This is a genomic window from Butyrivibrio proteoclasticus (assembly GCF_900115735.1).
Classification (GTDB): domain Bacteria; phylum Bacillota; class Clostridia; order Lachnospirales; family Lachnospiraceae; genus Butyrivibrio; species Butyrivibrio proteoclasticus_B.
In genome coordinates, this window is record NZ_FOXO01000032.1 from 1 (window position 1) to 13,238 (window position 13,238).

The 13,238-nt window shown below is 37.7% G+C and carries 15 protein-coding genes and 1 pseudogene; 15 read left to right on the top strand and 1 reads right to left on the bottom strand.

Annotated elements, in window-relative coordinates; translation table 11 throughout:
* Positions 1-249: pseudogene (locus BM146_RS15550) on the bottom strand (IS5/IS1182 family transposase); the annotation flags it as partial.
* Positions 250-481: 232 nt separating this feature from the next.
* Between BM146_RS15550 and BM146_RS15555 the strand changes: the two are divergent.
* The 15 genes from BM146_RS15555 to BM146_RS15625 all read left to right on the top strand — a co-directional run bounded on the left by BM146_RS15555 (position 482) and on the right by BM146_RS15625 (position 13,212).
* The gene (locus BM146_RS15555; protein WP_074891047.1) at positions 482-985 is read left to right on the top strand and encodes an RNA polymerase sigma factor; all 504 of its coding nucleotides are present in this window, start codon (positions 482-484) and stop codon (positions 983-985) included.
* A complete protein-coding gene (locus BM146_RS15560) occupies positions 978-1,775 on the top strand; it encodes a hypothetical protein (protein ID WP_074891050.1) in 798 nt (265 codons plus the stop codon). Before BM146_RS15555 ends, BM146_RS15560 begins: the two co-directional genes overlap by 8 nt.
* Positions 1,776-1,853: 78 nt before the next feature.
* Positions 1,854-2,573: a LytR/AlgR family response regulator transcription factor gene (locus tag BM146_RS15565; RefSeq protein ID WP_074891052.1), complete on the top strand. Its 720-nt coding sequence runs from the start codon at positions 1,854-1,856 to the stop codon at positions 2,571-2,573.
* An 18-nt stretch (positions 2,574-2,591) separates the two neighbouring features.
* Positions 2,592-4,211: a histidine kinase N-terminal 7TM domain-containing protein gene (locus BM146_RS15570; RefSeq protein ID WP_074891055.1), complete on the top strand. Its 1,620-nt coding sequence runs from the start codon at positions 2,592-2,594 to the stop codon at positions 4,209-4,211.
* Positions 4,212-4,427: 216 nt separating this feature from the next.
* On the top strand, positions 4,428-5,333 hold the full coding sequence (locus BM146_RS15575) for a hypothetical protein (RefSeq protein ID WP_074891058.1): 906 nt from the start codon (positions 4,428-4,430) through the stop codon (positions 5,331-5,333).
* Between the two features lie 22 nt (positions 5,334-5,355).
* Positions 5,356-6,351, top strand: a complete 996-nt coding sequence (locus BM146_RS15580; protein ID WP_083413596.1) for an alpha/beta hydrolase — start codon at positions 5,356-5,358, stop codon at positions 6,349-6,351.
* Positions 6,335-7,159, top strand: a complete 825-nt coding sequence (locus tag BM146_RS15585) for a CPBP family intramembrane glutamic endopeptidase (protein WP_074891060.1) — start codon at positions 6,335-6,337, stop codon at positions 7,157-7,159. The genes BM146_RS15580 and BM146_RS15585 overlap by 17 nt, the downstream gene beginning before the upstream one ends.
* A 49-nt stretch (positions 7,160-7,208) precedes the next feature.
* Complete coding sequence (locus BM146_RS15590) at positions 7,209-7,946, top strand: EFR1 family ferrodoxin (RefSeq protein WP_074891063.1); 738 nt, start codon at positions 7,209-7,211, stop codon at positions 7,944-7,946.
* A 36-nt stretch (positions 7,947-7,982) separates the two neighbouring features.
* Positions 7,983-8,411 (top strand): ASCH domain-containing protein, encoded by a 429-nt coding sequence (locus tag BM146_RS15595; protein WP_074891065.1) that lies wholly within the window; start codon positions 7,983-7,985, stop codon positions 8,409-8,411.
* A gap of 83 nt (positions 8,412-8,494) precedes the next feature.
* Entirely contained in the window at positions 8,495-9,292 is a 798-nt protein-coding gene (locus tag BM146_RS15600; protein ID WP_074891067.1) for an ATP-binding cassette domain-containing protein, read from the top strand.
* Positions 9,293-9,620: 328 nt separating this feature from the next.
* The gene (locus BM146_RS19220) at positions 9,621-10,007 is read left to right on the top strand and encodes a hypothetical protein (RefSeq protein ID WP_143087511.1); all 387 of its coding nucleotides are present in this window, start codon (positions 9,621-9,623) and stop codon (positions 10,005-10,007) included.
* 20 nt (positions 10,008-10,027) lie between these two features.
* A complete protein-coding gene (locus BM146_RS15610; RefSeq protein WP_074891081.1) occupies positions 10,028-10,774 on the top strand; it encodes a nucleoside/nucleotide kinase family protein in 747 nt (248 codons plus the stop codon).
* A gap of 24 nt (positions 10,775-10,798) precedes the next feature.
* A complete protein-coding gene (gene ybaK, locus BM146_RS15615; RefSeq protein WP_074891084.1) occupies positions 10,799-11,278 on the top strand; it encodes a Cys-tRNA(Pro) deacylase in 480 nt (159 codons plus the stop codon).
* Between the two features lie 39 nt (positions 11,279-11,317).
* Positions 11,318-12,268, top strand: coding sequence for a GTP-binding protein (locus tag BM146_RS15620; RefSeq protein WP_074891086.1), 951 nt, complete (start codon positions 11,318-11,320; stop codon positions 12,266-12,268).
* 26 nt (positions 12,269-12,294) lie between these two features.
* Entirely contained in the window at positions 12,295-13,212 is a 918-nt protein-coding gene (locus tag BM146_RS15625; RefSeq protein ID WP_074891088.1) for a radical SAM protein, read from the top strand.
* The last annotated feature ends 26 nt before the right edge of the window (positions 13,213-13,238 follow it).

Consider the following 13,238-nt stretch of genomic DNA (forward strand, 5'->3'; position numbering starts at 1 on the left):
AGATGAGAAGATTCTGTTCATTGCTGCATAGACTGCTATCTTCATCATATGACGGGGCGTTGCCTGGCCTTTTCTGATTCTTTCATATGTTGCATAAAGATCAGAAAGGTCCATCTCCTCCACGAATGCGCTTACCAGGCGTACCGGATCGTCATCTGCTACTGATAGGTCTATGTCGAGCGGAAGTTTTATTTGATGATTTAAGGAAGAAAGGCTATAATTTCCTTGTAAGATTTTATTTAGTAGCATAAATATATTTTACAGCAAAAACCAGGCTTTTCGAAGCCTGGTTTTTGTGTTTTGGGCATAAAAAGGGAGCTGAGCACTAATTACTTAGTGCGACAGCCCCTTATTATTTTACGCAAAAAGTAATGAAGCCATGGTTACATTTTCAAAAAATTTTTTTCAGGTGATATATTTCTGCGGTTAGAATCGTATTATAGTTAGAAGGCCTTCTAAAAAACAGAAAGGGAGTTTTGTCATGGAGGAAAAAGAAGCAAGGCGGATACTGGAAACATACGCTGATATGATACTTAGAATCAGTTATAGTTACCTTCGCCATACATATGATGCAGAGGACATCTGCCAGAATGTAATACTGAAATACCTGTCCTCCCACCAAAGATTTGATAGTCGCGAGCATGAAAAAGCCTGGATGATCAGGACTACAATCAATGCGTGCAAGGATTTGAGAAAGAGTGCTTTCTTCAGAAATACGATAGGACTAGATGCGTTACCGGAAAGGGCTGTACCGGAGGAACCGGTGTCCGTTCTTACAGAAGAGCTTAAAAAGCTTCCGGCAAATTACAGGATAAGCATCCACCTCTTTTATTACGAAGGGTATACCATCAAAGAAATTGCCCAGATCCTAGGAAAAAGAGAAACCGTAGTTGCCAATTATCTATCAAGAGGCAGGAAAAGGCTCAAGGACTCATTATCTAAAGATTCTCGTTTTTTACTAAAGGAAGGTGAAGTATATGAATGATCAGATAAAAGAGATTTATAACCACTCCATGAATGAACTCTGTTTCTCAGGACAAGCTAAAGAAAAAATGTTTCGCGTGATAAGCGAGCAGTATTCAGAACAGAACAGTGGAGGAAAGATTATGAAGACAAGTTTCAGCTTTAAGACAGCAGGTATTGTTGCAGCAGCATGTGTAATGCTCATTGGAACTACTGCATTTGCAGGAAGTAGCATTGTTTCGAGCATTGAAAGCCACAACAGAATTGGCAGTGAGATTACAGCATATGAGGATATGGCAAAACTTGAAAGGACTATCAGCATGGATGTCCTTACGGTTGAAAAGTTCGGCAACGGCTTTACATTCAGTAACGCCGAAATAATTGATGTGTCAGATTATAACGAGGAAGGAGCTGATCTTGCTGATGCTTCAGGCGTTGACGTCATATATACAAAAGACGGAATGGCTGATATCTACTTGAATGCCGAGCCGGTAAGCACCTTAATAAGCTATGAAGACACGTCCATGGAAACGAGAATGGTCGGCGATGTTGCTGTAAAATACAGCCTGGATGAATATCTTTTCCTTCCGCCTAGCATGGAAGGACAGGTATCACAGGAACTTATTGACAGGATGGAAAATGATGACCATTTCTTCATTAGTTATGGTTCAGATCAGGAAGAAACTCAGATGATCACAAATCTTTCATTTGATGTGGATGGCGTTCACTACTGTCTTACGACCTTCGATACAACATTAACTGTAGATGAACTTTTTGGTATGGCAGGGGAATTGATTATATCAGGAGAATAATATATAACTATTATTGAGAGCTGTCTGTATTCGGGCAGCTCCCATTTTGCTTACATAAATAGTAGGGGGCTTTTTCTAATGTTGCGTATAGCTGTTTGTGATGATGATATAGTAGATTGCGACAGAATATATGGGTTTGTTCAAGATTATATAAATAGAAATGATTTGGTTGCAGATGTGAGAAAGTATACGCACCCAGATTTAATGCTAACTGAGAGTGTGGCCTTTCATCCCAATATCTATATTTTAGACATTGTTATGCCCATGCTTACTGGCTTAGAAGCAGCCAAAGAAGTTCGTTGGACTCAAAAAAATGCCCAGATTATTTTTGCAACTTCTGAAAAGTCTTATGCTTTAGAGGCGTATGATGTGAGCCCTATTAATTATATTTTAAAGCCAGTGGATAAGAATAAGCTGGAACAATCTTTAAATAGGGCTATTTCTAACATTGAACCTGAGGATGAACAATCGATTACGGTAAAAATCAAAGGCGGATTTGCTACAATTCGTATATGCGATATCTTGTATGTTGATTGTAATAATCACAAGGTGACATTCCATTTATTATCAAATGATACAATTACAACCCCCACCTTACGAATCGGATTTGCAGAATATGTCGAGGCGTTACTTTCTGCCGACATGTTTTTACGATGCCATGAATCCATTGTTGTAAATATAGCAGCTATAGATAAATTGGTGAAATATGAAATAGCACTTCGTAACAAGGAGATTATTCCTGTTTCTAGAAATCGTTATGATGAAATAGCATCAGCTTATATGGATTATAGACTTTAATAATACAAAGGGAAAATAATGCAGACCTACGTCGTTTCAATTCTTTACATCAGTATCATTATTTTGTTTTTGGAATGCTATACAGTTTTTAAGAACATGAAGTCAAAGCTGCACCAGTATTTGTTCTTTTGCTGTGTGGCCATGCTTGTAAACAATATTGGCTACTTGCTGGGAATTCAATCAACTTCGCTAGAATCCCGTGTTTTGGCTGTGAAGTTTTCATATGCTGGGAGAGTGTGGATCGCCTACACACTCTTTATGTTTGCCATAGAATTGTGCCAGGTGAATTTTCCGCGAATCGCTAAAGAGGTGCTGCTCTTTATGCATGCGAGTATTTATATTTCGGTCTTAACAGTAGGAAAGCATTGTCTTTATTACACTTGGGTTGAATCTGTATATGAGAATGGCATACTTGTTCTAAAGCATGGTTGTGGTATCTTTTATCATATTTTGATGTTTATGCAAATGCTATACATTATCTTTGGATTTTATATGTTGTTTTCCACTTATAGGATATTGAAGAATCCAATTACCAAGAAATGCTTTAGAACTGTGATTTTGGCAATACTATCACTTAGTATTTTTTACATTATTCAGATCACCCATATACTTCCAATTTCTCGGGTGTTTGATATATCTGTTATAGGAAATATTGTGCTTGTTATATTTCTTTATGTGGCAATAGTAAGGTGTAATCTGCTTAGCCTCATAGAAATGGCAAAGGACTATATTATAGATGGTTTGACAGAGGGAATAATTGCTGTGGATACTGAGGGCAAAGTAAAGTATTACAACAAGCTGGCATTGAAAATATTCCCTGAGATTATTGAGCCAAATGCAGATCTGCCATCGGCTCTGACAGAGGCAATTACTAGTGATAATGAGTACACTTTCGATAATCGTATATACGTTATTGAGAAAAATGTTTTACAAAACGATTATTGCGTAGTTGGTGATATATATGTGCTTGTTGATGCCACAGATTTAAAAGAAAAAGAGTACAAGCTAAAAGCTGATGCTCAGCTATATCAGCTGGCTGCAAAAACAATGAAGGAGAGATTGCTGCTTGCAGAAGAATTTGTGAAGCAGGATAGAAAACTGCGACATGACAGGAGACATTTTGAAGCGCTTTTAATGACATTGCTTCAGGATGGGAACGTGGACGAAGCAAAGAAATATCTTTCGGAGCAGTTGGCTGAGGAGCCAGGGACAATCAAAAGATACTGTGATAATACCACTATCAATGTGGCACTGATGTTTTATGTAAATGTTGCAGAAAAGAATAATATATCGGTGGAGACTAATATTAGTATTCCAGCAACTATTTCTATGGATGATCTACACCTTGGAATTGTAATGGCTAATTTGCTTGAGAATGCCATCAATGCCTGCAAAAATGTACCTGAAGACAAACGTTTTATCCATATCAAAGCGGTATATAAAGAGCAGCTGCTTTTAGAAATTGAGAATTCATGTGTTTCAAAAGTACCTTTAAATGAAAAGGGATATCCATTCTCCAATGAAGTTGGGCATGGCATCGGAACCCAGAGTGTGCTGTCTTTCGTGGAAGAAACGGGAGGTTTCATTCAATATGAAACTAACGATAATTCATTCAAAGTGCGGATGATTTTGAATTAATGTAAAAAAGTATGCATTCTTGAACTTTATGTTCAAGAATATATAAATATGTTTACAGAGGCAATCTTCACGGAGGATTGTCTTTTTTTGAGTAATCCAATTATTGAAAGCAAACGACAAAGCGTGTGTAATGAAATACCAATTAAGTGTAAAAAAACACATTTGACATTTGGGTGCTAACATTATCAATCGTGAAAATAAGTTATGGAGGTTGAAATGAAAAGAATAGTAAATTTATTGCTTATGGGCTGCATTTTATTATCACTAGTTGGATGTGCAGCATCAGAAAGTAATGCTGAAGGGGTAAAAATATCAAATGAAACGGAAGCTGGTCAAGCTGTGGCAGAGAATACTGTTCAATCGGAGAAAGTTACATTTGAAGAAAATGTAGGGGCCGGAAACGCCGGTAATGAAAATCAACTCTATGATGTTCAGAAGTTTACAACTTTAGATGGCGGTCTTCTAAAGATTGATCCTGATTGTGACTACCACTTTAAATGGGATACTTTTACTATTGAGGAAAACGAAGACGGTAGCTTTACAGGTACATTTGACTTTGCGTACGTTGGTATACCAATCGTAATCACAGACGACGTGTTTTCAAGCATTGAAGTTGGAAACAAATTGCCAAAGATCGATCATCTGGCCTATGAATGGGGTGATTTTAAATGTGTTCAGGTTCAGGATGGTAAAAAATTCTTTGTAGATAGCTGTTATGATTCTGTTGATGCAGCCAAGAACGAGGATTCCTTGGTGATTTGTTTTGATGAATCTTGCAAAGATAGCAAAGGAAACATTTTTGTATGCACAGATTCAAATCCGGACGAGGAGGGGGATTACAAGGAGTACGAGTACAAAGATATTGATGGTCAGGTAAAAGTAATATTTGCAGCTGATGCAAAAATAAAATATATAATGTCTGTCAGTGATAACAATATTTCATATGACACTGTTGATTTTAAGACTTTTCTATCAGAGGATATAAAGTCTTATTACGGCGATTTTGCTGAAAGAGAGTGGGGGATGAGTACAGACTCGTGGCATGGTACGGGTGAGTTACGTGTTACAGGAAATGAGGCAGGTGAGATAGTGTTTATTGAGGAATTTTGGCCTGCTGGATAAAAACTGATAACGGAGTATTAGTGTGAAAAAAATTATAAATAGAATATTAAAAGTAATTGGCATTGTAATTGCTGTGATATTGTTTATCTGCGTTTTGTTTTTTATATATCACAGAGTTACTTGTATTGATGAGGAAAAAAATCATCCATCTCAATTCAGTTTTGTTGAAGTGGGTGGAAAAAGAATTAGCATGCAAATTCAAGGAGAAGGGGAGCATACAATTGTGCTGCTTCCTGGTCTTGGAACTACTTCTCCAATATATGATTTTGCGCCTTTGGCAGATGAGCTTGCAAAAAATAATCGAGTTATTACATATGAGCCATTTGGATATGGTTACAGCGATATTACTGATAAGCCCAGAACAATTGAAAATGAATGTAAGGAACTGAAACAGGCATTGGATGCTTCAGGCGTAGAAGGTCCTTATATCTTTATGGCACACTCAGTATATGGGCTTGATAGTATTTATTTTGCAAACAAGCATCCGGAATATGTTGAGGCTGTAGTTGGCATAGATTGCACAATGCCAGCTATGTTATCCTATTTTGGAGAAGAAGTCCCTGCGGATATGCCGATGGCTATGGATTTGATGAGAATAACGGGACTTACAAGACTTCTACAAATGATGGATGAGAATCAGTTTGTATCAGATAATAGTTCAAATCTGTATAGTGAAGAAAATCTGCAAGAGCAGAGAATTATTTCAGCCAGAATAGAAGCTAATAAAAACGTTATTGAGCAATATAATGATCTGGATAATAAAATAAAAGCAACATTTGATTTGAAATACCCTGATTCAATGCCTATTTTGTTCTTTACGACTAATGATGCAGATAAAGAGCAACGTGATGATGGCAAGACAAGCAAGAGTCTATATGAAACCTATATAACGAATCCAGATATTCAATCTGTCATAACATATGATGCTTCGCATTATATGCATTGGACAAAGGCAAAAGAGATGTCAGATGACGTGAATGATTTTGTAAAAGAGGTTTTTAATGATAGAAACAAATAATGACAAGAAAAGTATTGTTGTTTTTTATGTGATTACCTTACTAATAAGTGCAGTGGTAGAAGGAATCACAATAATTACAGGATGTAGGGCTACTATTTTGATACTCATGTGGATTCCGGGAATTGTCGGAATCATATGTAGCAGAGTCTTTTATCCTAAACAGCAGGCACTTGGCATTAAGAAGGTTAAAACCCGCTATTTGTTGTTGGCCATACTGATTCCAAATGCTTACCTTATACCTTCTTATATGATTTCATGGGCAATTCTGAAGGACCCGACAATAGGCGTTGATGAATTGGCGCATAGAATTACTAATGGAATCGCATTTGATATTCCGGGAATATGCGTCCTTTTTATAGCATTTATTCCAATGCTAATCCTTAGTATGGTGACTGCAGCAGGGGAAGAACTGGGATGGAGAGGATATGCATTTCCAATACTAGCTCGCTTATATGGAACCAAAAAAGCTATTTTAATAAATGGTAGCATATGGGCGGTATGGCACATGCCTATAATTCTTAGCGGACAATATCAGGCAAGTGTGAATATAATATATGGACTGATTAGCTTCTTTATAGAAGTAATGATTTTGACAATGATATTTTGCTGGTCAAGAAAGTCCAGTGGAAGTGTTATTCCAGCAATCATATTACATGCCACTCACAACTTGGTTGACCAGTCATATTTACAGCCGCTTAGTACAAATGCAAACGTCCCATATCTCAGTGGAGAACAGGGGATTATTACCATTATAGTAGGCGCGTTAGTGGCAATTGTATTGTACTTTCAACTATCAAAATTGTGTTAATGAATAGAAATAGATTCGAATGATTTGTAGGAGTTAAGAAGGGATAAAAATGATTGGAATATATTTGAGTGGAACCGGAAATACAAAGCACTGCGTGGAGATGCTGGTGAATTTGCTCGACCATGAGGCGCAGTGTATTCCCTTAGAGAATCCACAGATAACAGGTTTATTGGAGAATGAGGATACAATTATTTTAGGTTATCCAACACAATTTTCAAATGCACCGATGATGGTGAGGGATTTTATAAAAAAGAATAGTGATATTTGGCGAGATAAGAAAGTATTCTGCCTTAATACAATGGGGCTGTTTAGTGGTGATGGAACCGGATGCGTTGCCAGATTACTAAAAAAATACGGGGCAGTAATAATTGGTGGAGTACAAATAAAAATGCCGGACTCTGTTTGCGACAGCAAGCTGTTAAAAAAGAGTATTGAAGAAAAAAAGGCAATTGTAAGAGCTGCCGATGCTCGAATAAAGCAAATTGCGGAACAAATTTTAGAAGATAGTTATCCCCAAGAAGGGCTATCATTTATTGCACATGTTAAGGGGTTGTTTGGACAACGACTTTGGTTTTACCATAAAACTATTGGATATACCGATAAACTAAAAATCAGCGATGAATGCATTGGATGTGGATTGTGTAGCAGAGAATGTCCAATGGGAAATATTGAGATAAAAAATGGGAAAGCCGTACCGGGAGGCCAATGCACAATGTGTTATCGTTGCATTAGTTTATGTCCGCAGAAGGCGATTACTCTTTTAGGCGATACTGTTAGGGAGCAATGACGGTTTAGCAAGTATGCTTAAGTAAGGAGATTAAAAATGACAGCAGAACAATTATGGAAACAATCAGGATTATCAGGAGAATATGAAGCGTGGGCATTTACTGATGTGCCAGATAAACTGGCAGCACTTGTTTGTGAAGGGACAAAAACAGCAACATGTTCATCTTATGACGTTTGTATTGCAGAAAATGAGCCAATTCCTAAGGCTGGAGATTATAGCATTATTCTCGATTCTAAGGATAATGCAGTTTGTATTGTGCGCACATCTAAGATTACAATATGTCCCTTTAAGGATGTATCTGCAGAGCACGCATATAAAGAGGGCGAAGGCGATAGGAGTCTCGAATACTGGCGTGAGGTTCATAAGGAATTCTTAGAGAGCGAACTTGAAACGATTAATATGCCTTTTAGTGAAGAGGCAAAGGTTATTTGTGAAGAGTTTGAATTGGTAAACATAACAGCATGAGAACGTAGCTCCAAAAATGAGAGTTTGAAATTTTTTATGTTTGTTGCAGCCAGATAATTATGATTTAAAGGCATAGAATAATTATGAGTCTAAACAAAAAAGTAATTACACTTGAAAATGCCTCAAAGGTATATGATGGTAAGTATGTGATAAATAATATTTCACATGAATTTGCCAAAGGAGAATCCATAGCATTATATGGACATAATGGATGTGGCAAAAGTACAATGCTTAAGCTATTAGCTAGCATTGTTTCGTTAAGTTCTGGGAAAATAGTGTATCAAAAGAAACTTAAATTCGCTTATGTACCTGAAAAGTTTCCAGGTATGGAAATATCAATGATTGATTATCTTCAAGGCATTGCCAGGATAGAAAGAGTGGATTTTTCGCTAGTGAATGAACTGATCAGTGAATTCTACTTGGAATCCATGATCAAAACAGGATTAAACAAACTATCAAAGGGAAGCCTTCAAAAAGTAGGAGTTATTCAGGCTATTCTTGCACCGCGGGATGTGATTTTTCTTGATGAACCTCTTTCAGGTCAGGATGCAGACTCTCAGAAACTGTTTATAACAAAAATGAATGAATTGAGGAACAAGGGAGTTACGATCTTCATGGCTTGTCATGAGAAGATGCTGATAAATGAGTTGTCTGACAAGGTCTATACGATAGATAAAGGAAAACTCATGGAAGTAAAGAACCCAGGAGAGTTACAATATTTGGTCTATGTTAGAAAATGCCCCAAGCTACAAGCTTGGCTTGGCATGAAAAGTAATGGTGATAGGTATGAAATTACGGTAAAGGAAGCAGTGTTAAAGGAAATGGTGCTAAAACTATACGATGAGGGTTGGGAAATTGTTGGGATTGAGAAACTTGATTGAAATATATAGATTAAGGTTAAAAATGCTGAAGAAAAGCTCTACATTAACGATTCCTACAGTTGTCACTCTGATTTTTCTCGGAGTAATATATTCTGTAGCACCGCATGGTATATGTAGTAGTTTTTTACTGTCTGCGCTTTTCATATACTTTATATGTCTGTTTCTGTCTATATACTTGAATGGTGGAGAGAATGATATATATGAAGAAACGCTATTCCTGCATTGTTTGGACATTCATAGCTATTACTTTTCGCGCGAACTGTTATTAATTACATTGGATTTATGCTATACACTTGTGCTGACATTAGTGCCTACGATATTGTTTTTGATGGATAATGGCAGATTTAACAGGCAGATGGAACTTGCAGATATTGCATGTGGAGGGGGACATATTTTCATGTGTGGACTCGGGGGTATGATGACAGGAGATTTTTTTCACCCAAGAATTTTTAGAAAGAGAAGGGATGCGATAATAGGAGCAATAGCGATTTCCATGCTTGCAGTCTCTAAGGAGGGACTTATTGATTGTTCATCAGCATTTAGTATTTTGAACTTTATACTCCCGCCTATCACTGATGGGCTCAAATCTGTGGGAAGTAATAGTTATTTTGAACCAAGAGAGATGATGCTGATATGTATGCACTTGGCGGTTTATTGTTTACTAATTATGATAGTAAAAATAAAAATGTTAGAAAAGAAAAAGTTCAGATATTAATATATAGATGAGGAATTATCATGGAATATAACGTAAACATTAACGGAATAGATGTTGATGCTGCATACAGCGATGAGACGATAGAAGAGATAGTAAAGCCGCTTTTAAAGCATATGGCTGACCTGCATGATTCAGAAAAAAGACGCATTCTTGTGATGCTTGCTGCGCCTCCCGGGGCAGGGAAGAGCACACTTGTAAGCTTTTTGGAACACATGGCAAAAGAAATCATCCCAACCAAAAAGGTGCAGGCAGTGGGAATGGATGGATTCCATAGAAGGCAGGAGTATTTGATATCACATAAGACTGTAGTTAATGGAAAAGAGATACCTATGGTTGACATAAAGGGAGCACCAATAACCTTTGATCTTGAAGCGCTAAAAAACAAAATCATAGAATTAAAAGAAAATGCTGTATGCAAGTGGCCTGAGTACAACAGAATGCTTCACAATCCTGTCGAGGATGCAATTGCCGTAGACGCTGATATTGTCTTGCTTGAAGGCAATTACCTGCTTTTGGATCAGGATGGCTGGCGTGACATTTCTGAGTATGCGGACTATACTATTTCAATGACAGCAGAACCCAAGATGCTTCGCAAAAGGCTAATCGACAGAAAAACAGCCAGCGGCAATACAAGAGAGAAAGCTGAAAAGTTTGTGGATTTTAGCGATATGGCGAATGTGAGGATCTGTCTTGAACACAGCAAAAGAGCAGATATGGAGCTTAGAATTGATGCATCTGGAAATCTGCATAGATCTGGATCTAATTGAAAGAGAAATTGGAGATGATATTTAATGGCCAAAGATGATAAAACAAATGTAATGAGAGTTCTCGATGGAAAAAAGATTTCCTATAAAAGTCACATGTATGAGCCTGATGCAAGGCTTAGCGGAGAAGAGATAGCTGGGATACTTGGCGAAGATGCTGACAAGGTTTTTAAAACACTTGTAACCCAGGGAAAAACAGGCCAGTACTATGTTTTTGTTATTCCGGTAAAAGAGGAGCTGGACCTTAAGAAAGCTGCGAAAGCAGTATCAGAGAAGTCAGTTTCCATGATACCGCAAAAAGAACTGCTCCCGCTTACGGGATATGTTCATGGTGGATGCTCACCTATAGGTATGAAAAAGGCCTTCCCTACAGTCATCCACGAGAGCGCATCAAGCTATGAGGAAATATTCTTTTCAGCCGGAAAAGTGGGCTACCAGGTGGAAGTTGCGGTAAAAGATATTGAGAAGGTTGTAAGATATACCTTTGCTGATGTATGTACGGAATAAGTAACAAGGCATTTGTACTCCACAAGGACTGATAAAGCTATGGTAAAAATAGATCTGATAACCGGATTTCTTGGATCGGGTAAAACAACATTCATAAGAGAATACGCAAAATACCTTATGTCAAAGGGCGAAAAAATCTGCATAATTGAGAATGATTATGGTGCAGTAAACATTGACATGGTTCTTCTTCAGGATCTTTTAGGGGATAATTGTAACCTTGAGATGATTGTTGGCGGTGACGGAAAAGAAGCTCACAGAAGGCGCTTTAGGACCAAACTCATTTCCATGGGAATGAGCGGATACGACAGAGTGATCATTGAGCCATCGGGGATTTATGATGCTGATGAGTTTTTTGATGTGCTCTATGATGAGCCTCTGGATAGATGGTATGAGATTGGAAGTGTCATATCAATCGTTGACGCTGAATCAGTACTGCTTCTTGAAGGAACATCAAAATACCTGTTCATGTCAGAGATAGCGTGGGCCGGTAAGCTCCTTCTCAGCAAGGTAGATGAAACCACAGATGTCGGTCAGATACATGATTTTATAAATGCAACAATGGAAGAATATGGCTGTAGTGTCAGATTTGAGTTAAAAGACATTTATTCAAAATCCTTTGATAGTTTCTCTCAAGATGAATTTGACTCCATTGAAAATGCCGGATATCGTCGCGCATCATATACCAAAAAACAGATAGATGATTCACATTATCAGCCACTGTTTTACTTTGATGTGGAGATGGGAGAGGGGCTTTTAAAAGAAACAGCAAGAAAGCTCCTTGCAGATGAAAGAGCAGGAAAAGTCATAAGAATAAAAGGCTTTGTTAAAACCTCCGATTCCACACAGGTTGAAATAAATGCAACAGAAAAAGAGATAAAGATAGAGCCTGTTACCAGCAGCAGAAATGCCATCATTATAATCGGAGAGCATCTCGATAAAGACTATATAAATGAAATATGGAAAGACTATTGTGCAGTTGTTTCGTTGTAATGGGTAATAGGTGAGTAAAGATCATTATGGAATCAAAAATAAATGAATATACCTCCTGCACACTTTGCCCCAGAAACTGCCAGGTAGACAGAACAAGTACCCAAGGCTTTTGCAGAGAGAAAGATACGCTTCACGTGAGCCGTGCTGCACTTCATATGTGGGAAGAGCCATGCATATCGGGCACAAGTGGCTCAGGGACAGTATTTTTCTCAGGCTGCAATATGGGATGTGTTTTCTGCCAGAACAGGAAGATAAGTCGCGGAGAAGTAGGTAAATACATCTCTCCACAAAGGCTTGTGGATATCTTCTTTGAATTACAGGAGAAAGGTGCAAACAATATCAATCTTGTAACTGCTGATATGTTCATTCCTACAGTGAAAAGAGCTATCGAATGTGCCAAAGACCAAAAACTTAAAATTCCATTTTTGCTAAATACAGCATCATACATAAATGTAGAGACTTTAAAGAGCTTAGAAGGACTCATAGATATTTACCTTCCTGATTTTAAGTACATCAAAAATGAAGATGCGCTTAAATATAGTAGAGCTCCCGAGTATGTAGAGGCAGCCAAAGCAGCAATAGATGAGATGGTGAGGCAGCAGCCAAAGTGCCTGTTTTGCGACGATGAACATGGTCAGCACTTAATGAAGAAAGGCGTTATAGTAAGACATCTTCTGATGCCCGGCAAAGTCATCCAGGCCAAAATGATAATAAAATATCTCTATGAAAAATATGGAGATAGTATATATATAAGCCTTATGAACCAGTTTACGCCAAATGGGGAATTACAGGATTATCCTGAGATAGATAGGAAAGTCAGTGGAAGTGAGTACCATAGCCTCATAAAGTATGCAGAAAACATGGGACTTACCAACGGATTTATCCAGGTTGGAGAGACTGCAAGCGAAAGTTTTATACCAAATTTTAACTGCGAAGGGGTTTGACCCTTCGCAGTTTTCAATATTTTTTG

Coding starts and splice junctions, on each gene's coding strand:
- BM146_RS15555 (WP_074891047.1), top strand. CDS start 482: ATGGAGGAAAAAGAAGCAAGGCGGATACTGGAAACATACGCTGATATG.
- BM146_RS15560 (WP_074891050.1), top strand. CDS start 978: ATGAATGATCAGATAAAAGAGATTTATAACCACTCCATGAATGAACTC.
- BM146_RS15565 (WP_074891052.1), top strand. CDS start 1,854: ATGTTGCGTATAGCTGTTTGTGATGATGATATAGTAGATTGCGACAGA.
- BM146_RS15570 (WP_074891055.1), top strand. CDS start 2,592: ATGCAGACCTACGTCGTTTCAATTCTTTACATCAGTATCATTATTTTG.
- BM146_RS15575 (WP_074891058.1), top strand. CDS start 4,428: ATGAAAAGAATAGTAAATTTATTGCTTATGGGCTGCATTTTATTATCA.
- BM146_RS15585 (WP_074891060.1), top strand. CDS start 6,335: ATGATAGAAACAAATAATGACAAGAAAAGTATTGTTGTTTTTTATGTG.
- BM146_RS15590 (WP_074891063.1), top strand. CDS start 7,209: ATGATTGGAATATATTTGAGTGGAACCGGAAATACAAAGCACTGCGTG.
- BM146_RS15595 (WP_074891065.1), top strand. CDS start 7,983: ATGACAGCAGAACAATTATGGAAACAATCAGGATTATCAGGAGAATAT.
- BM146_RS15600 (WP_074891067.1), top strand. CDS start 8,495: ATGAGTCTAAACAAAAAAGTAATTACACTTGAAAATGCCTCAAAGGTA.
- BM146_RS19220 (WP_143087511.1), top strand. CDS start 9,621: ATGGATAATGGCAGATTTAACAGGCAGATGGAACTTGCAGATATTGCA.
- BM146_RS15610 (WP_074891081.1), top strand. CDS start 10,028: ATGGAATATAACGTAAACATTAACGGAATAGATGTTGATGCTGCATAC.
- ybaK (WP_074891084.1), top strand. CDS start 10,799: ATGGCCAAAGATGATAAAACAAATGTAATGAGAGTTCTCGATGGAAAA.
- BM146_RS15620 (WP_074891086.1), top strand. CDS start 11,318: ATGGTAAAAATAGATCTGATAACCGGATTTCTTGGATCGGGTAAAACA.
- BM146_RS15625 (WP_074891088.1), top strand. CDS start 12,295: ATGGAATCAAAAATAAATGAATATACCTCCTGCACACTTTGCCCCAGA.